Origin of the sequence: Pseudomonas sp. Hp2, assembly GCF_006386585.1 — a bacterium.
Classification (GTDB): domain Bacteria; phylum Pseudomonadota; class Gammaproteobacteria; order Xanthomonadales; family Xanthomonadaceae; genus Pseudomonas_S; species Pseudomonas_S boreopolis.
On the sequence record NZ_VAHJ01000002.1, the window covers coordinates 341,756 to 358,357 of the forward strand.

Consider the following 16,602-nt stretch of genomic DNA (forward strand, 5'->3'; position numbering starts at 1 on the left):
GCATGAACGCCCAGCTCGCGCCGGAATTCCCGGAATTCCCGACCTGGCTCAATGCCAGGCCTTCCACGCTGCAGGAGCATCGTGGCCGGGCACTGGCGCTCGCGTTCGTCAACGCGGGCTCGGTGTGGTCGGCACAGCGCCTGGCCGAACTGGCGCACTGGCAGGCGCGCAATCCTGGGCGGCTGCGGGTCATCGTCGTGCAGGTGCCGCGCTTCGACAGCGAACGCGACCCGCGGCGCGCGCTGAAGCTGTTGCGCAGCCAGGGAATCGATGCGCCGGCGCTGCTGGACAGCGACTGGGAAACCTGGCGCCGGTTCCGCATCGAATCCTGGCCGACCGTCGTCCTGCTCGACGCGCAGGGCCGCGAACGGCAGCGCCTGGTCGGGACCGGAGGCGAGCTGGAGCGCGCACTGCAGGCGCTGTGCGAGGACCAGTCCCTGTCCGGCGACGACGACCCGCGCGGCGCGCGCGAGCTGAATCCCGAGCCGAGGCTGCCGCTGCGCTTTCCCACCGGCCTGGTGGCGACGCCGGATCGGCTCTACGTCGCCGACAGCGGCCACCATCGCATCTTGGAATGCAGCCACGGCGGCCGCATCTTGCGTCAGTTCGGCACCGGGACCGCCGATTTCATCGATGGCGGCACCGGCGAGGCCGCCTTCAAGCGGCCGCACGGCCTGGCGCTGGAGCGCGAAGTGCTCTACGTCGCCGATACCGGCAACCATGCGCTGCGGCGCATCGACCTGCGCAACGGGCAGGTCGACACGCTGTGCGGCAACGGCAGGGCCGGCGAACCGGTGGACGGGATCGTGGCGCAGCCGGGCGCGGTCGGCCTGAACCACCCGCAGGGCTTGGCGATCGCCGACAACCAGGTGCTGATCGCGATGTCCGGCGACAACCGGATCTGGAGCTACGACCTGGGGCACAGGCGGCTGTCGTGGCGCGCCGGGGCCGGCGCGCTGGAAACGCGCGACGGCAGCGGCCACCTGGCCGCCTTCGCGCAGCCGACGGCGCTGGCGGCGGTGCGGCAGGTGCTGTACGTCAGCGACGCGCTGGGCTCGGCGATCCGCTCGATGCAGCTGCGCGGCGACCTGGTGCAGACGCTGGTCGGGGGGCAGGGCGTGTGGGAGTCCGGCCACGAGGACGGCCCGCGGTCGCGCGCGCGCATGCAGTTCCCGCAGGGCATCGCGTTGGCGCCGGATTCGCCGGTGCTGTGGATCGCCGACAGCGGCAACGGCTGCCTGCGTTCGCTGCGGCTGGGCGGCGGCGAACTGGCGACCGTGGCCTTGCCGCGCCGCCTGCACGGACCCACCGGCCTCGCCGTGGCGGCCGGCGCGGTGTGGATTTCCGAAACCGATGCGCATGCCGTGCTGCGCTACGACATCGCCACCGGCGAGCTGAGCGACGTACCGATAGAAGAATGAAATCCAGAGCGTGTCATGTCCCTTCCCGTGAGTGCGAAGCCGCCCGGGGCGCGTCCAGCCAAGCGGCGCGGCGCGGCCCGGGCGGGCAGGCTGCGCGACGCGGCGGGCATCGCACCGGGCGGCGCATCCCATGAACAAGGGCACGGCACGCTCCAGGCCCAAGGCCGAGTTCGACGGAAAAGCGTTCGCCGCCAAGCTGAGCACGGCGCCGGGCGTCTACCGCATGTACGCGGCCGACGACACCTTGCTGTACGTGGGCAAGGCGCGGGCGCTGCGCAACCGCGTGGGCAGCTATTTCAACGGCAGCCCCAAGACCACCCGGATCATGTCCATGCTGTCGCAGGTCGCGCGCATGGACGTCACCGTGACCCGGAGCGAGGCCGAGGCGCTGCTGCTGGAGAACCAGCTGATCAAGTCGCTCGCGCCGCGCTACAACGTGGCCCTGCGCGACGACAAGAGCTATCCCTACGTGATGCTGACCCGCGAGCAGTGGCCCCGCATCGCCCTGCACCGCGGCCCGCGCGCGATCCCGGGCCGCTATTTCGGGCCGTACGCCAGCGTCACCGCGGTGCGCGAGACGCTCAACCTGATGCACAAGCTGTTCCGCCTGCGCAGTTGCGAGGACAGCGTGTTCCGCAACCGCTCGCGGCCGTGCCTGCAATACCAGATCGGGCGCTGCAGCGCGCCCTGCGTGGACCTGGTCGGCGCCGACGACTATGCCGAGGCGGTGCGCCGGGCCACGCTGTTCCTGGAAGGCAAGAGCGACCTGCTCGCGGACGAGCTGATGCAGGCGATGCAGCAGGCCAGCGAGAAGCTGGAGTTCGAGCGCGCGGCGCGCCTGCGCGACCTGCTGTCGTCGTTGCGCAGCATGCAGAACCGCCAGTACGTGGACGGCCGCGCGGCCGACCTGGACGTGCTGGCGGTCGCCACCCAGATGAACCAGGCCTGCGTGCTGCTGCTGAGCTTCCGCGACGGGCGCAACCTGGGCACGCGGGCGTTCTTCCCGCGCACCAACGGCGAGGACAGCCAGGAGGAGATCCTGGCGGCCTTCGTCTCGCAGTACTACGCCGAGCACGCGCCGCCGCGCGAGATCCTGCTGGACCGCGGCATCCCGGACCTCGACCTGATCGAGGACGCGCTGGGCGCCTCGGCCGAGCACAAGGTCTCGCTGAAGTGGAACGTGCGCGGCGAGCGCGCCGGCTACGTCGAGCTGGCCAGCCGCAACGCGCAGCTCACCCTGGCGACCGAACTCGACAGCCAGAGCGCGCAGCATGCGCGCAGCGACGCGCTGCGCGAGATGCTGGGGCTGGCCGAGCCGCTCAAGCGCGTGGAGTGCTTCGACATCAGCCACACCATGGGCGAGGCGACGGTGGCTTCGTGCGTGGTGTTCGATGCGAACGGCCCGGTGCGGGGCCAATACCGGCGCTACAACATCTCCGGGATCGAGCCGGGCGACGACTATGCGGCGATGCGCCAGGCGATCGACCGCCGGTTCCGCCGCGCGGTGGAAGAGAACGGCGTGCTGCCGGACGTGCTGCTGATCGACGGCGGCGCGGGACAACTGGCGCAGGCGCAGGCCGCGCTGGCCGACCTGGGGGTGGAGAACGTGGCGCTGGTCGGCGTCGCCAAGGGCGAGGAGCGCCGTGCCGGCCACGAGGCGCTGGTGTTGCCGGACGGCCGCGAGCTGCGGCCGGGCGCGGCGTCGCCGGCGCTGCAGTTCGTCCAGCAGGTGCGCGACGAGGCGCACCGTTTCGCCATCACCGGCCATCGCGGCCGGCGGCAGAAGGCGCGCATGACCAGCAAGCTGGAGGACATCCCGGGCATCGGCCCGCGCCGCCGCGCCAACCTGCTCAAGCATTTCGGCGGATTGGCCGGGCTCAAGGCCGCGGGCGAGGCGGAAATCGCGCGTGTGGAAGGCGTCAACGCCGCGCTGGCGGCGAGAATCTACGCTAACCTGCACGGGTTGCCGACGCCTGACGCGTCCGGCGAGTAGAGAACCAGATGAAGTTGACCATCCCCACCTGGCTGACCTTGCTGCGGATCGTGATGATCCCGGTGCTGGTCGTGGTGTTCTACCTGCCTTACAAGTGGACGAACTTCGCTTCGGCGGCGATCTTCGCGCTGGCCGCGATCACGGACTGGCTCGACGGCTGGGTGGCGCGGCGCTACCACCAGTATTCGGCGTTCGGCGCGTTCCTGGATCCGGTGGCGGACAAGCTGATGGTGGCGGTGGCGCTGTTCCTGATCGTGCAAGGCCATCCCACGCCGTGGATGGCGTTCTGGGCGGCGGTGATCGTCGGCCGCGAGATCGCGGTGTCGGCGTTGCGCGAATGGATGGCCGAGATCGGCCAGCGCGCCAAGGTGCGCGTGGCGTTGATCGGCAAGATCAAGACCACCGCGCAGATGGTGGCGCTGCTGTGCCTGTTGTACTCGGTGATGCCGGGGCGCATCGCCGGGGACGGCATCTGGATGGGCACGTTCGCTTTCCACGTCGGCGACTGGATGCTGGCGATCGCGGCGATCCTCACGTTGTGGTCGGGGTTCCAGTACCTGCACGCGGCGTGGCCGAGCCTGCGCGAGGACGAGAAGGCCGCGGCGCGCGGAGCGGCAAAAAAAGCCGGATCCAACAGTTGACAGGTTCCTCGTTCAATGTAGAATTTCGCCTCCCAAGCGGGAATAGCTCAGTTGGTAGAGCGCAACCTTGCCAAGGTTGAGGTCGCGAGTTCGAGTCTCGTTTCCCGCTCCAGATTCTCACGAGGCCCCGTACGCGGGGCCTCGTTGTTCCGGCGGAGGGCGCGCCGGGGATGTTCCAGGCCTGGTGGCAGAGTGGTCATGCAGCGGACTGCAAATCCGCGTACGCCGGTTCAATTCCGACCCAGGCCTCCACCGAACCACGCGTCGTGGTTCTCGAAAACAAGCGGGAATAGCTCAGTTGGTAGAGCGCAACCTTGCCAAGGTTGAGGTCGCGAGTTCGAGTCTCGTTTCCCGCTCCAAATTTTGATCCACAGACTTCTACTGGGGTCTGTAGGTCATTGAAAAAAGGAGCTTCGGCTCCTTTTTTCATTCCAGCGAGTGCCACGGAAATCCACCCACAGCTACCGTTTTTGAGTGACCAAATAAGGCACAAGAATATGGGTGGGTTGGCTACCGGATAGTTGCTGGGGCTGAGCGGGAACCATGACGAGCATAGGGCCTAAGTCATTACTTAGGAGTCTCGAAATGGCGCTCTCTGATCTGACCGTCCGGCAGGCGAAGACCACCGGAAAACGCTACACCCTCTCCGACAACGACTGCCTGGGCCTGATGGTCTCAGCCGCAGGCGGCAAGTCATGGCAATTCCGCTACTACTGGCTGGGCAAGCAAAAGCGCCTGTGCCTGGGTGGCTATCCTGCCCTCAGCCTGCGCGAGGCCCGGACCGAGCGGGACAAGGCCCAGGCCCTGCTCGCCAGGGGGATCGATCCCCAGGTCGAGCGCGACCAGAAACGGCACGCGGCCAAGCTGGCGGGCGAATACACCTTCAAGACCGTCTTCGATGCTTGGGTAGAGCATCGCCGCAAGGAACTCAAGGAAGGCCGTCAGAGCACGCTTTCCCAGATCCTGCGCATCTTCAACAAGGACGTGCTGCCCACTCTGGGAAAGATGTCGATCTACGACATTCGTCGCCCCCAGCTCCTGGGCGTCCTGGCGGCGATCGAGAAGCGCAAGGCGTTCACCACCGCCGAGAAAGTCCGCACCTGGTTCAACCAGATGTTCCGATATGCGCTGGTCATCGCCGAGGGACTGGAAGTCAACCCGGCCGCGGACCTGGACGTGGTGGCCGAGCCCAAGCCCCCGGTGGCCCACAACCCCTACCTGCACCTGCCCGAGATGCCCGAGTTCCTTCAGAGGCTCCGGCTCTACAACCCCCGTGGCTGGCAGACCCAGCTTGGCGTCCGGCTACTGTTCCTGACCGGGGTGCGCACCGGCGAACTGCGGTTGGCCGAACCTGAACAGTTCGACCTCGACAGGGGCTTGTGGATCATCCCGCCGCAGATCGTCAAGCAGCTCCAGGACGAAATGCGCAAGGCGGGGAAGCGGCCGCAGGACGTGCCCCCCTATATCGTGCCGCTGTCCCTGCAGGCCATCGAGATCGTCCGCTACCTCCTGGGCGCAATGCGGCCGGCGCAAAAATACCTGCTGTCGCACCGTAGCGAACTCAAGAAGCGCATCAGCGAGAACACTCTCAACAAGGCCTTGCAGCTCATGGGCTACGAGGGGCGTCTGACCGGCCACGGCATTCGTGGCACCATCTCGACGGCGCTCAACGAGATCGGCTACCCCAAGATTTGGGTGGACGCGCAACTTTCGCACTCCGACCCGAACAAGGTGAGTTCGGCCTACAACCACGCCAAGTACGTGGAGCCGCGCCGCCGGATGATGCAGGACTGGGCCGATCGCCTCGACCTGCTCGAACAGGGCGAAGTGGGAGCCGCGAGCGCGCACCTGACCATCCGTATCGACGGGGTGCCGGCGATGGCGGAAGTGGAGGACGCGATGGACGCGGCCCCCGCGGTGGCCGAGCAGGCTCCCTCCGTCGCCCCGCCAGTGGTGGCCACGCCCATCGTCGTGACCCCGAACAGCGGCGGGATCACGTTCCAGCGGCTGTCGCAGGTGCCGCCACCGCCGACGCATGCCCCGGAGCCCGAAGTCTCTGCAATCCAGCGCGAGCGGGAAGAAATGCTGGCCATGTACGAGTCGCCGAACAACCTGCCGGTCCCGCTGTTCGGCAAGCTGGCCGGAAAATCCAAGGACCAGATCAACCGCGAGCTGAAGGCGGGCAAGCTGCTGTCCATCAGCTTGGGCAACCGGGGACAACGCGTTCCCGACTGGCAACTTGTACCGCTCAAGCACAGGCTGGCTCAGGTGCTCATGAATCAGTATCCACACGCGGATTCGTGGGACCTGTACCGCATGCTGACCCAGCCGCACCCTGACCTGGGGGACCGCGCGGCCATTGATACGGTCACGCCGACCAACGTGCCCGCGATCATCCGGGTCATCACGGGCGACTACCAGCACCATGCGGATACGCCCGAGACTATTGCCCCGCACCCCATCCCCGAGGATGTGCGGCAAAGCGTCCGCCGGTTGGTTGATAGCGCAGTGGTGCTTGAGGGTGCCTGACACTCGCGCTTCAACCTATGGCCGCGGGCGCCTGCTACGCAGCGCCTGCCCTGGCAACTTCCATCGCTCTGCGCTCGAACCGCTCAAAAACGGAGTCGGCTTGGGCGTGGGGCCGCTGCAGGTATGTCACGATCTCGTAGGGGCCGTCTGAAAGCGGGCGCATAGTGATCCCCCACGCATGGGCACGCTCAATGCGCGATTGCGCGGAGAGCCCCACTCCGTAGCCAGCGGTGACCCAAAGCGCCATCATCTCGAACGAAGTCACATGCTGAATGCTCTGTTGGCTCAACGGAAGGGAAGACAGTCGCTGATCGAGCAGTAGGCATGCCTCCGTCGGCCAGCGAAACACCGGATAGTCCAGAAGCTCGGCAAGCGTGATTTTCGCCTGGGCAAGTAAGGGGGACCCCAGCGGCATTGCAACGGCCATGTTCTCGACCCAGAGCGGCTGGCTTTTCACGGCCGGAGCACCAGTGTTCCGAAGCGACATTCCAGCGTCATAGCGGCCTTCCTCAAGGCCCGTCATCAGGTCGTCGCCTGAGGTCTCAAAGAACGCGATGGTGACTTCCGGCTCCTCCGCTCGCTGTAGGGCAAGAAGCGTTGTGAGGCAAGAGGATGGCACTCCAGGTGCGATAGCAAGCCTGAAATGGGAAAACTGGCTGGTGGCGTCATGCATGAGGGCCCCCAATAAGCGATCTGTCCAGAAAGGCAAACCAGCGTCGCAGGAAAGAGTGAAGTTTAACGTCGTTATTTTTAACGTGGTTAATTGTGGCAGATTGTTTGACGCTTCTGCTAATGCAGAAATCAACAATTCAGCCAGGCCGTCCTTCTGGCACATCGACGTATGAATCCGAGTCGGCGTTAGCCTTCGGACAGGCCGTGCGCGCTGCGCGCGTCGCTCAGGGAGTCGCGCAAGACGAGTTCGCATCTCGGGCAAGCATTTCGCGTTCTCACATGGGTAAGATCGAGCGTGGTGAGCACGTGCCCACGCTTCCGCTCATACTGAAAATTTCTACGGCACTCGGAATAAGCGCGGCTGACCTGATGACGGCGACCGAACGCAATCTGCGTGCCGACACTGATCCCTGAGTGTCTGGCCTGCCAGGCTTCGTCAACCGTCCGAAGAGTCGCGTAGGCGAACGATAAATCGCTCCACCGAAGCCGATAAATTGCTGCCGTCGGGCCGAAGCAGGTAGGTCGTGATCACGGCAGAATCCATCGCCAAGGGGCGGATCACCACATCCGGCCGTTGGGAGATGGGAATCTTGGTCGCCGTCATGAAGCCGATGCCGTAGCCGGCGCCGACCAAGGTGAGCATCATGTCGAGCGAGGATACTTCCTCGACAACATTCAGCTTGTGCTCCAACGTGTTGAGCAGCCGCTTGAGTTCGCGGCAATAGCCCTCGCATACCTGCGGGTCGCACAGGACAAGTGGATGGCCTTGGAGTTCTTGAAGTGGCACCTCCTTGTAGGTGAGCAATGAGTGTCGAGCTGGCACAGCAATCACCAGCGGGTCGCGCCAGATTGCTTCGGCAGCGATACCGTCGCCGACATCGGCCGTGTGCGCGAACCCGATCATGAAGTCGCCCGAACGCAAGCCACGCACTTGCTCTGCCAGAGGCACCTCTGACAAGCGTATTTCGATCTCCGGCTCCTCGGCGCGACAACGAGCCAGAAATGCCGACAGCCGTGGATCGATAGCTCCATCTGATACTGCAATGCGCAGGCTACCGCGCAAGCCCGCTGCCACAGCCTTGGCGTTTTCACGAGCCTGTTCCAGCACAGTGAATAGACGGCGTACATCTTGCAAGAAGACCGCACCCGCCGCCGTCAGAACTGTTCCTCGCCGGTTGCGGTCGAAGAGCACTACGCCCAACTCGTCCTCAAGTTCCTTGATGGCTCGTGATAGCGGTGGTTGTTCGATATGCAGGCGCTCAGCCGCCCGCGTGAAATGTAGCTCCTCAGCAAGAACTACGAAGCAGCGAAGATGGCGCAGCTCCATAGGCCACCCTCCCGTTCCGACTTATCCAACACTGTGCTATCTCCCTATAGAAGTGACTGCCATTCTGGCGGCGGCGAGTTCGGCCACGTCTTTGGAAACTTCTGGCTGAATGAGCCAGGGCTGGGTTGATCGTGCGATGGCCCGAGGCCGGCACAACACCAGGCGAGCCTGATCAAGTCCGTGGGGTGGTCAGGATCAGACGAAGGCTATGTCCAGCCATGCACGTCAATGGACGCCGTGCATCGCCTCCGTCCGACCCTTGGTCGATTGCGAACCAGGCGCCCGAACACGCCTGCGGTTGATCATCACCTGCGGATGCTGAGGCTCTGCTCCTGGCCCGAGCCAAGGCAAGTACCCCGTCAAAATCACAACGCCTTGGGGCAGCAGGCAAATGCCGGCGAAAATATTCGCCGGCTCCAGTTGCTGGCCGGGGACCTGCGGAGCCAGAATGCCTCTCACCAGAAAGTGTGAGACATCCTGATGCTTAGCCCGCGCCGGATGCTTACTGCCGCACTGAACCATGCGGGTCGATGACGTACTTGTATGCAGAACCCGCGTCGAACTCCTTGTACGCGGCGGGCGCGTCTTCGAGCTTGATGAACTTAGTGTTCATCATCGGCGAAAGGTAAGGCATGCGATCGTTCAGTATCGCCCGCATTAACGCGTGGTTGTAGTTGGCCGTCGGAGATTGACCAGCCGACATTCGCGGCGACTTGATCCAGGCGTTGGACCATTCCAGATCCATATGGCCTTTCTTGGCTTTCGGGTCTTTCGAGATCGGGTTTGCGCAGTACACACCGACCGTACTGGTCATTCCGCCGAAGCGGACATATTTGAGCATTGCGTTGGTAACAGCGCTCTCCACGATCTTGTCAGCCTCCGCGCCAAACCCGCGGCAGTCCACACCAACATAGTCGATGACGCGATCCACCTCCCTGTGCCCGGTAATGCGTTCGAGATGCTCCTCGATCGGCACGCCGTCGGAAAGGTTGATGGTTTCCACGCCGTGTGGCTTGAGAAGGTCCAGCCGCTCTTGAATGTAATCGGCAACGATGATGGCGCCTGCACCCAGAAGTCTGGCGCAGGCGGCACCCGCTCTGCCGACCGGCCCGGCACCGAAGATCAGGATGTTCTCGCCGACGACGTAGGCCGGTGCGGCTGGCCAGTCTGGGCCAGCGAACCCATGGAAAGCTGTGGGTAGTACGTCAGAGAGAAGGGTCAGATCGCGGATTTTTTCCATGGCGGCATCCTTGTCAGGGAAGCGAAGGAGATTGAAATCCGCATACGGTACGAAGAGATAATCACCTTGGCCCCCCGTCCAGCCACCGAGGTTGAACCCGTAGGCTCCGCAGTCGATTTCGGGGTTGGTGTTCTCGCATACATCGGAGCGCATATGCTTGCAGTTGTAACAACGCCCACACCCCACATTGAAGGGAACGGAAACGATGTCGCCCTTCTTCACGACTTCGACGTCTGATCCCACTTCGATCACTTCGCCGGTCATTTCATGGCCCATGGTCATTCCCTTGGGAACAGCAAACGAACCGCGATAAATGTGAAGGTCGCTGCCACAGATATTTGTGGTAACTATTTTGAGGATAGCGCCATGGGGTGCGCTTTTCCCTTGAGGGGTTATCAGCTCTGGAAATTTGAAGGTGTTGACCTTCATTTCCAAGGGCTTCTCGAAAGTCACGATTCGGTTACCGGTCGGAGTCATTTCGTCACCTCTGTGCGTTAATGTTTCCATCTTCTAAATCGAAGTGGGAAACGAGACTTACCGCTGTCAAGAAGAACGATCGTGGTACTGCCTAGCCGTTGGCCGCGTCTCCTTCTGCGGTCTTGACAGCATCGGATCAAGCTCAGAAGTGGTCAAACTGGAATAATCTATGTGCAGATAGGCACAATCTATCTACGCGGGCTCGTCGAGCCGTGCTCGTCTCCTAGCCGGGAGAGGGCAACGATCATCGCTACATCGCGCCTCCTAGCTTGATCTAGGAACAGTCAGCTCGACCCAGCGAAACATGAGGACGCCGCACGCAGCAGGTACTCCTGTCCCCCTAGTTGCCCCTGGACCTGGTGGACTTCGATGGGTTGCTCAGCACGTGGCGCCTGTTAGCGGCGCACACGGCATGCCTGCAATCTTCGCCTGGTTGAAGCAATACAGAGTTGCTCTTCAAGACTCGCTATTTCAGGGGGCTTTGAGATGAGTCTGCTTTGGGCTGGAACCGACGATGGATCGATATAACGGATTGAAGCGTGGCAGCGAGTTCGGGGGTGTGCACCATTTCGAGCAATGCACGCGATGACGGTGCCTCGAACGCATTTTTCCCAGCAACGAATCCGACATTTGAGTGCGACATTGGTCCATTGATTGCGATTGCGTGGAGATTTGGAATGTGCGCGAGTTGGCCGGCGAGAGATTGCGGAAGAACTGCCGAATATTTTCCTGTCGCCACGTGTGCCGATAGCACGTCAATTGAATCAGTGCGAATAGTCTGTGCGGTACATTGCGTCAGCCTATCTTGAATGGGTTCAGGTACTGCCGAGTTCAGCACGCAGAGTTGTCTATTGAGAACATGGTCCCACGTTGTGCTTCGGGGTTGCTGTGTTCTCGCGGCGTGAAAAAGGAAAATGCGTTCACGGTACAGAAGGTGAGTATCGAAGTATTCCCCTGGGATATCCTCCAAATGCATGAGTGCGATATCCAAATTGTTTTCTCGAATCGCCTGTAGCAGGGAAGAAGCGCCGGAAACCAGAACTGATTGTTGAAGTAAGGGCGTTTTTTCAGCAAGGGCGATGCTTAATGTGGGCGCTACACCGGCAGTTCCTGGGAGTATCCCTAGCCGGAATTGCCCCTCTATACCTCGCCGTAGTGCGGAGAGTTCTCGCTCCAGCCCTTTGCAGTCGTCATACATCTGCTGAGCCCAAGACAGTACGCGCATCCCTTCAGAAGTGAGGCCGTCATAGCGTCGGCCATGACGCACGATCTCGACACCCATGTCTTCCTCCAATTGCTTAATGCCCGCGGAGAGTGTCGGCTGAGAAACATTGCAGCTTTTGGCCGCGTTGCCAAAATGGCCTTCACGGTGCAAAGCAAGCAAGTATTCAAAGTTTCTTACGATCATATATTTTCTTCTGATAAAGTTGATTAGATTTTATACTTTCACGAAAAACCCTGCGCACGCTTCGATCCGCGTCCAACCTTGGACACATAGCTGGCACGCATGAAAGGCTGCTGCGCGCAGTGCCCATACAGTAGGTTCGACTCGTCATCGACGGTCAGCACCACAACGCACGGGACAGCCAATAGCGCGAACACAGGTGCTTCGCGCTGTGGGGCGAGTCGTCCTCATGTAGCTTAGCAGTTGGCGCGTTCTGGAAGGGAGTAAGCGTGAGTGGTGAGGCACGCAACCGCAAAAGGCGGTGCTAAGCTCTTGAGCTGTTCGGGTCGTGGCCGCGAGTCGTTGAAGCGGCGAGAGAATGGAGCCTGCCGTGGCCGTTGTGGCGCAGCTAGTACACCATGCCCCCAGCGTTTCCTTAGCTGCGATTGACGGACATGCCTGGCGGTAGCTCAATAACAGCCATTTATGGATGAAGGAACGAGGGGAATGAGGCAGATGAAGATATTCACGATTGGATTCACTAAGACCTCCGCGCGGTCCTTCTTCACCAAGTTAAGTGCTTCTGGTGCCAAGCGCCTTGTCGATGTTCGCCTGAATAATGTTTCGCAATTGGCCGGCTTCGCTAAACGCGAGGATCTTCGATATTTTTCCGAGGCGTTGTGCGGGATGGAATATGAACATCTACCAGCACTTGCTCCAACCAAAGACATGTTCGAGGAATATAAAATAAAAGGGGGAGATTGGGATATCTACGCCAGGAAATTTCTGGATTTAATGTCGTCCCGAAAGATTGAGTCAATCGATAAAGAAAAGATTGATAACAGTTGCCTGCTTTGCAGCGAAGACAAGCCCCATCACTGCCATCGGAGGCTAGTGGCCGAGTACCTTGCAGGCAAATGGCCGAATGTTGAGATCGTGCATCTTTAGAGGGGCGACGTAGCTCCACGTTTCCAACGCCTCGTCTGGAGGGCTGAGAGAGACAAAGGCGCGTATCGGCGGGAGCCGGCGCCACACATTGGGCGTACAGAGCAACCTCGCCCGCCACGGCTCGATGTCGGCGCTCAACGAGGCGAGTGGCTCCAGGTGCATTGGCAGACGGGCCGCTGGCTGACGTCGTGGCGATCGGCGGATATGCACTGGGAAGCCCGCCCATGTGTTGGGCTATCATGTTGGCGACGCCTGCGCCCAGGTGGGGCGCGGCAGGATCGCCGTCATTTACACCCCAGTTTGGTACTGCTATAGGTCTTCTGAAATAGCCGATACATCAGGACAAATTGAAGTAGCTCAATTAGGAGATATCTAATGTCAACCGGTACGTTCATTCTGCACTCCAGCTATACGCCGGCGGGGGACCAGCCAGAGGCGATAGCGCGCCTACTGTCGGACATAGAAGAAGGTGCGACACACCAGACGCTGAAAGGTATCACCGGCTCAGGTAAGACCTTTACGATGGCGAATGTGATTCATCGTCTGAAGCGGCCCACATTGATCTTGGCTCCTAACAAGACGTTGACCGCGCAGCTTTATGGTGAAATGAAGCACTTCTTTCCCGAGAATGCTGTCGAGTACTTCGTTTCCTACTACGATTATTTTCAGCCCGAGATCTATATGCCGGGCACCGATCGTTTCATTCCAAAGGACTCGGCCATCAACGACCACCTTGAGCGCCTACGCCTGTCCACGACCAAATCCTTGATTGAGCGCCGCGATGTGATCGTCGTCGCTTCGGTGTCTTCAATCTACGGCCTGGGTGACCCGGATGCGTACCGAGCGTTACAGATCGCTCTGTCCCCTGGCGTCAAAATAAACCAGAGAGAGCTGATTCGTCGCTTGGCTCTGCTGCAATATGATCGCACTGAGCGCACTCTCAAACGTGCAACGTTTCGGGTGCAAGGTGATGTGATCGATATCTTTCCTGCTGATTCCGAGCATAGGGCAGTTCGGGTGGAACTGCTGGATGACTCTGTTGCGTCTGTTCAATGGCTAGACCCTGTTACAGGTAAAACGCTGGGGGCAATTGACCATTACTTGGTTTCGCCAAAGACGCTTTTTGCACCGCCCACGAATAAAATAGATTCCGCGTCCAAGAAGATACTCGCTGATATGGAAGAGCGGGTTGCCGAGCTTAACAGAAATAATCGCTTGGTCGAGGCAAACAGGCTGTACGAGCGGATCACGCATGACGTGGAGATGATGCGCGAGGTAGGCTATTGTTCGGGGATGGAGAATTATTCCTGCTACTTCAGCGACCGGGACCCGGCCTCGCCTCCGATCACATTGCTGGATTACCTGCCGAAAGATGGGCTTCTGTTCGTCGATGAATCCCACGTCATGGTGCCACAGATATCCGCAATGTACCGGGGGGATCAGGCGCGCAAGGAGACGTTGATAGATTACGGGTTCCGCTTGCCTTCGTCTAAGAACAATCGCCCGTTGAACTTTGGTGAATTCGAGAAGGTCAAGCCACAGACCATCTTCGTTTCCGCGACGCCGGGTGACTACGAGTTGAAGGTGTCGAAAGACAGGGTTGTCGAACAGGTTATCAGGCCGACGGGACTGCTTGATCCCGAGGTTGAGGTGCGCAAATCGGATGGGTACATAGATGATCTGCTTGCTGAAATATCGAAGTGCGTGAAGAAGAAAAATCGCGTGCTCGTGACCACGCTGACGAAGGTCAGTGCAGAAGAGCTAACGGATTTCTTGACGGACCATGGGATTCGAGCGCGCTACATGCATTCGGACATAAAAGCGGAGGATCGTGTTGAGATCATCAATGGCCTGCGCGCAGGAGAGTTCGATGTTTTGATTGGGATTAGCCTTTTGCGCGAAGGGCTGGATATTCCCGAGGCATCATTGGTTGCTATTCTCGATGCGGATCGGGCAGGCTTCCTGCGGTCGGCCCAGGCACTCATTCAGATGATAGGTCGAGTTGCTCGGAATGAAAACGGAAAGGCGATCTTGTACGCCGACGTGACGACTCCGGCGATGAAACAGGCGATCGATGAGACAAATAGGCGCAGGCAGCTTCAAATTGCCTTTAACGAAGAAAATGGAATTTCTCCGGTCTCCTCTGTGCGAAAACTAGCAGGAGAAGAGACGAGTACGGAGGAGCCCACAGTTCATACCGAGGCTTTTTGCGAGAATTTGTCCGACCTTTGCGACCAAATTACTGCCAAGGAGCAACAGTTGCTCGAATTTACTGATACTGGCGACGAGCAGCGCGTGGAAGATATCCGTCATCAGTTGGATGGGTTGTACCGGCAATTTATTTATATCTAATCGTTCGCCGGCATTGGATTGCATGGCCGACCGATCTGCACTTGGCGCAAGGGGCAGACGGTCGGCTCATCATTCAAACGGAGGGGTGAACCGCCGAGGCTCAGTGCCCCGCTTTCCAAGGCAGGTGTCCTACAGCGTCTTGCGGCGTGTCAGCGCAAAGCTGGCAACGATCCAACGGCGACCAGCATTTCATCAAATACCGCTCGAACCCTTCCCGGAATGGGGCCACGCTGAGGCCGATAGACGTACAACCCCCATGCCGGAGGTTCTTCGGTCTCCAGCACTCGCACGAGCTTCCCGCTGGCAATGTAGGGGGCAGCCATGTAGTCCGCCAGTTGCGCGAACGCGATTCCGGCCAACGCTGCCCCCATTTCCATGTCGGCGTTGTCGGCGACGAGGGTGGGAGCGGTGGGTGTCCACTGGCGTCCCGCCTTGAAGTGCCAAGGCCAGGGGCGGCCGGTATTGATATCCAAGGCCACGGTGACCGGCAGGCTGCTTAGCGCATCGATGTTTTCAGGTACACCCACTTTCTTGATCAGGCGCGGAGCGGCAACGATTGGGAGTCTCATGTCGGCCGCCTTGCGCGCGACGAAGCGGCTATCGCGCATGAATCCGACCCTGATCCCAACGTCAATCCCTTCGTCAACCGTGTTGCTGATGCGATCGGACAGGCGCACATCCAGAGTGATACCAGGATGACGCGCGGCCACGCGTTCCAGTGCAGGCAGCACCGCTCTGGTGCCCAAACTGTGCGGTGCGGTGATGCGAACCGTGCCGGACAGGGATGCCTGCTGGTCGGACCCAGGCGTCCGCCATAGATCCTCGAACCGCTCCAATGCCGGGCGCACCTGGTCTAACAGCCCTTCGCCGAAGGCGGTGATGCGCACCTGGCGTGTGCTTCGATGAAACAACACCTCGCCGTAGTGTTGCTCCAGTTGCTGGATGGCACGGGTGACACCTTGCGGAGAAGTCCCCAGCCGGACGGCCGCATCGCGAAAACTGCTGCTTTCGGCCGCCACCCGAAAGATGCGCAGTAGTTCCATTTCCTTGTTCATGACGAACACCTCATGGCCAGTTTCGCTGCTCGTTAATTGTTCCAGATAGTGGAATTATAAAATCGCAACAATTCCATATACAAGGGAGGCGCGGTTGCCCAAACTGGCAACACCCCCGAATGCTCCGCGCCTAACAACCCAACAAGGAACGCGAATGAACGCTGCGACTCTCATCACCGCCTACTACGACGCCTTCAACCGCGGCGATCGCGAGGCCATGCTGTCCATGTTGACCGATGACGTTGCGCACGACTTGAACCAAGGCGCTCGTGAGGTCGGTCGCGAAGCCTTCCGCGCCTTCCTGCGGCGCATGGATCGCTGCTATGGCGAGCAACTGCGCGGCATCGTGGTGATGGTCAGCGCCGACGGCCTGCGCGCAGGCGCGGAGTATGTGGTGCATGGCGAATACAAAGTGACGGACGACGGACTGCCGGAAGCACAGGGCCAGCGCTACGTGCTGCCGGGTGGCGCGTTCTTCGACATCCGCGATGGCAAGATCGCTCGTGTCACCAACTACTACAACCTCGGCGACTGGATCGCACAGGTCGGAGGGGATGCCTGAA

13 protein-coding genes and 3 tRNA genes are annotated in these 16,602 nt (G+C 60.9%); 11 read left to right on the top strand and 5 right to left on the bottom strand.

Annotated elements, in window-relative coordinates; translation table 11 throughout:
• Positions 1–2: 2 nt before the first annotated feature.
• From FD678_RS06515 to FD678_RS06545, 7 genes are all read left to right on the top strand, one after another.
• Positions 3–1,421 (top strand): hypothetical protein, encoded by a 1,419-nt coding sequence (locus tag FD678_RS06515; protein WP_140720588.1) that lies wholly within the window; start codon positions 3–5, stop codon positions 1,419–1,421.
• 130 nt (positions 1,422–1,551) lie between these two features.
• On the top strand, positions 1,552–3,414 hold the full coding sequence (gene uvrC, locus FD678_RS06520; RefSeq protein ID WP_140720590.1) for an excinuclease ABC subunit UvrC: 1,863 nt from the start codon (positions 1,552–1,554) through the stop codon (positions 3,412–3,414).
• Positions 3,415–3,428: 14 nt separating this feature from the next.
• Positions 3,429–4,055 carry a CDP-diacylglycerol--glycerol-3-phosphate 3-phosphatidyltransferase gene (gene pgsA, locus FD678_RS06525; protein ID WP_218569606.1) on the top strand — a complete coding sequence of 209 codons (627 nt, stop codon included), beginning with the start codon at positions 3,429–3,431 and terminating at the stop codon, positions 4,053–4,055.
• 36 nt (positions 4,056–4,091) lie between these two features.
• Positions 4,092–4,167: transfer RNA gene (locus FD678_RS06530), tRNA-Gly, on the top strand.
• Positions 4,168–4,233: 66 nt separating this feature from the next.
• Positions 4,234–4,307: transfer RNA gene (locus FD678_RS06535), tRNA-Cys, on the top strand.
• A 31-nt stretch (positions 4,308–4,338) separates the two neighbouring features.
• Positions 4,339–4,414, top strand: a tRNA-Gly gene (locus tag FD678_RS06540).
• 226 nt (positions 4,415–4,640) lie between these two features.
• The gene (locus FD678_RS06545) at positions 4,641–6,584 is read left to right on the top strand and encodes a tyrosine-type recombinase/integrase (RefSeq protein ID WP_023435196.1); all 1,944 of its coding nucleotides are present in this window, start codon (positions 4,641–4,643) and stop codon (positions 6,582–6,584) included.
• A 34-nt stretch (positions 6,585–6,618) separates the two neighbouring features.
• Here the strand turns inward: FD678_RS06545 and FD678_RS06550 are convergent, their stop codons facing one another.
• Entirely contained in the window at positions 6,619–7,419 is an 801-nt protein-coding gene (locus FD678_RS06550) for a substrate-binding domain-containing protein (RefSeq protein WP_426789288.1), read from the bottom strand.
• Between FD678_RS06550 and FD678_RS06555 the strand changes: the two genes are divergently transcribed.
• Complete coding sequence (locus tag FD678_RS06555) at positions 7,377–7,670, top strand: helix-turn-helix domain-containing protein (protein ID WP_009459591.1); 294 nt, start codon at positions 7,377–7,379, stop codon at positions 7,668–7,670. The genes FD678_RS06550 and FD678_RS06555 overlap by 43 nt on opposite strands.
• A gap of 22 nt (positions 7,671–7,692) precedes the next feature.
• Here FD678_RS06555 and FD678_RS06560 read toward each other — a convergent pair whose 3' ends face one another.
• The 3 genes from FD678_RS06560 to FD678_RS06570 all read right to left on the bottom strand — a co-directional run bounded on the left by FD678_RS06560 (position 7,693) and on the right by FD678_RS06570 (position 11,708).
• Entirely contained in the window at positions 7,693–8,583 is an 891-nt protein-coding gene (locus FD678_RS06560; protein WP_023435198.1) for a LysR family transcriptional regulator, read from the bottom strand.
• A 502-nt stretch (positions 8,584–9,085) separates the two neighbouring features.
• On the bottom strand, positions 9,086–10,330 hold the full coding sequence (locus FD678_RS06565; protein WP_011871469.1) for a glutathione-independent formaldehyde dehydrogenase: 1,245 nt from the start codon (positions 10,328–10,330) through the stop codon (positions 9,086–9,088).
• A 436-nt stretch (positions 10,331–10,766) separates the two neighbouring features.
• Positions 10,767–11,708, bottom strand: coding sequence for a LysR family transcriptional regulator (locus tag FD678_RS06570; RefSeq protein ID WP_140720595.1), 942 nt, complete (start codon positions 11,706–11,708; stop codon positions 10,767–10,769).
• 492 nt (positions 11,709–12,200) lie between these two features.
• Here FD678_RS06570 and FD678_RS06575 point away from each other — a divergent pair, with 492 nt between their 5' ends.
• Both FD678_RS06575 and uvrB read left to right on the top strand, forming a co-directional pair.
• Positions 12,201–12,632: a DUF488 domain-containing protein gene (locus FD678_RS06575; RefSeq protein WP_029885976.1), complete on the top strand. Its 432-nt coding sequence runs from the start codon at positions 12,201–12,203 to the stop codon at positions 12,630–12,632.
• Positions 12,633–13,007: 375 nt separating this feature from the next.
• The gene (gene uvrB, locus FD678_RS06585) at positions 13,008–14,984 is read left to right on the top strand and encodes an excinuclease ABC subunit UvrB (protein ID WP_023435200.1); all 1,977 of its coding nucleotides are present in this window, start codon (positions 13,008–13,010) and stop codon (positions 14,982–14,984) included.
• A 149-nt stretch (positions 14,985–15,133) separates the two neighbouring features.
• Here uvrB and FD678_RS06590 read toward each other — a convergent pair whose 3' ends face one another.
• Positions 15,134–16,039 (bottom strand): LysR family transcriptional regulator, encoded by a 906-nt coding sequence (locus tag FD678_RS06590; protein WP_023435201.1) that lies wholly within the window; start codon positions 16,037–16,039, stop codon positions 15,134–15,136.
• Positions 16,040–16,193: 154 nt separating this feature from the next.
• Here FD678_RS06590 and FD678_RS06595 point away from each other — a divergent pair, with 154 nt between their 5' ends.
• Complete coding sequence (locus FD678_RS06595; protein WP_023435202.1) at positions 16,194–16,601, top strand: ketosteroid isomerase-related protein; 408 nt, start codon at positions 16,194–16,196, stop codon at positions 16,599–16,601.
• Position 16,602: the final 1 nt, after the last annotated feature.

What these genes read in the sequence shown, in the direction of transcription:
- FD678_RS06570 (WP_140720595.1), bottom strand. Translation starts at nt 11,708, where the DNA reads ATGATCGTAAGAAACTTTGAATACTTGCTTGCTTTGCACCGTGAAGGC.
- FD678_RS06575 (WP_029885976.1), top strand. Translation starts at nt 12,201, where the DNA reads ATGAAGATATTCACGATTGGATTCACTAAGACCTCCGCGCGGTCCTTC.
- FD678_RS06545 (WP_023435196.1), top strand. Translation starts at nt 4,641, where the DNA reads ATGGCGCTCTCTGATCTGACCGTCCGGCAGGCGAAGACCACCGGAAAA.
- FD678_RS06550 (WP_426789288.1), bottom strand. Translation starts at nt 7,419, where the DNA reads ATGTGCCAGAAGGACGGCCTGGCTGAATTGTTGATTTCTGCATTAGCA.
- uvrB (WP_023435200.1), top strand. Translation starts at nt 13,008, where the DNA reads ATGTCAACCGGTACGTTCATTCTGCACTCCAGCTATACGCCGGCGGGG.
- uvrC (WP_140720590.1), top strand. Translation starts at nt 1,552, where the DNA reads ATGAACAAGGGCACGGCACGCTCCAGGCCCAAGGCCGAGTTCGACGGA.
- FD678_RS06565 (WP_011871469.1), bottom strand. Translation starts at nt 10,330, where the DNA reads ATGGAAACATTAACGCACAGAGGTGACGAAATGACTCCGACCGGTAAC.
- FD678_RS06515 (WP_140720588.1), top strand. Translation starts at nt 3, where the DNA reads ATGAACGCCCAGCTCGCGCCGGAATTCCCGGAATTCCCGACCTGGCTC.
- FD678_RS06595 (WP_023435202.1), top strand. Translation starts at nt 16,194, where the DNA reads ATGAACGCTGCGACTCTCATCACCGCCTACTACGACGCCTTCAACCGC.
- FD678_RS06555 (WP_009459591.1), top strand. Translation starts at nt 7,377, where the DNA reads ATGCAGAAATCAACAATTCAGCCAGGCCGTCCTTCTGGCACATCGACG.
- FD678_RS06560 (WP_023435198.1), bottom strand. Translation starts at nt 8,583, where the DNA reads ATGGAGCTGCGCCATCTTCGCTGCTTCGTAGTTCTTGCTGAGGAGCTA.
- FD678_RS06590 (WP_023435201.1), bottom strand. Translation starts at nt 16,039, where the DNA reads ATGAACAAGGAAATGGAACTACTGCGCATCTTTCGGGTGGCGGCCGAA.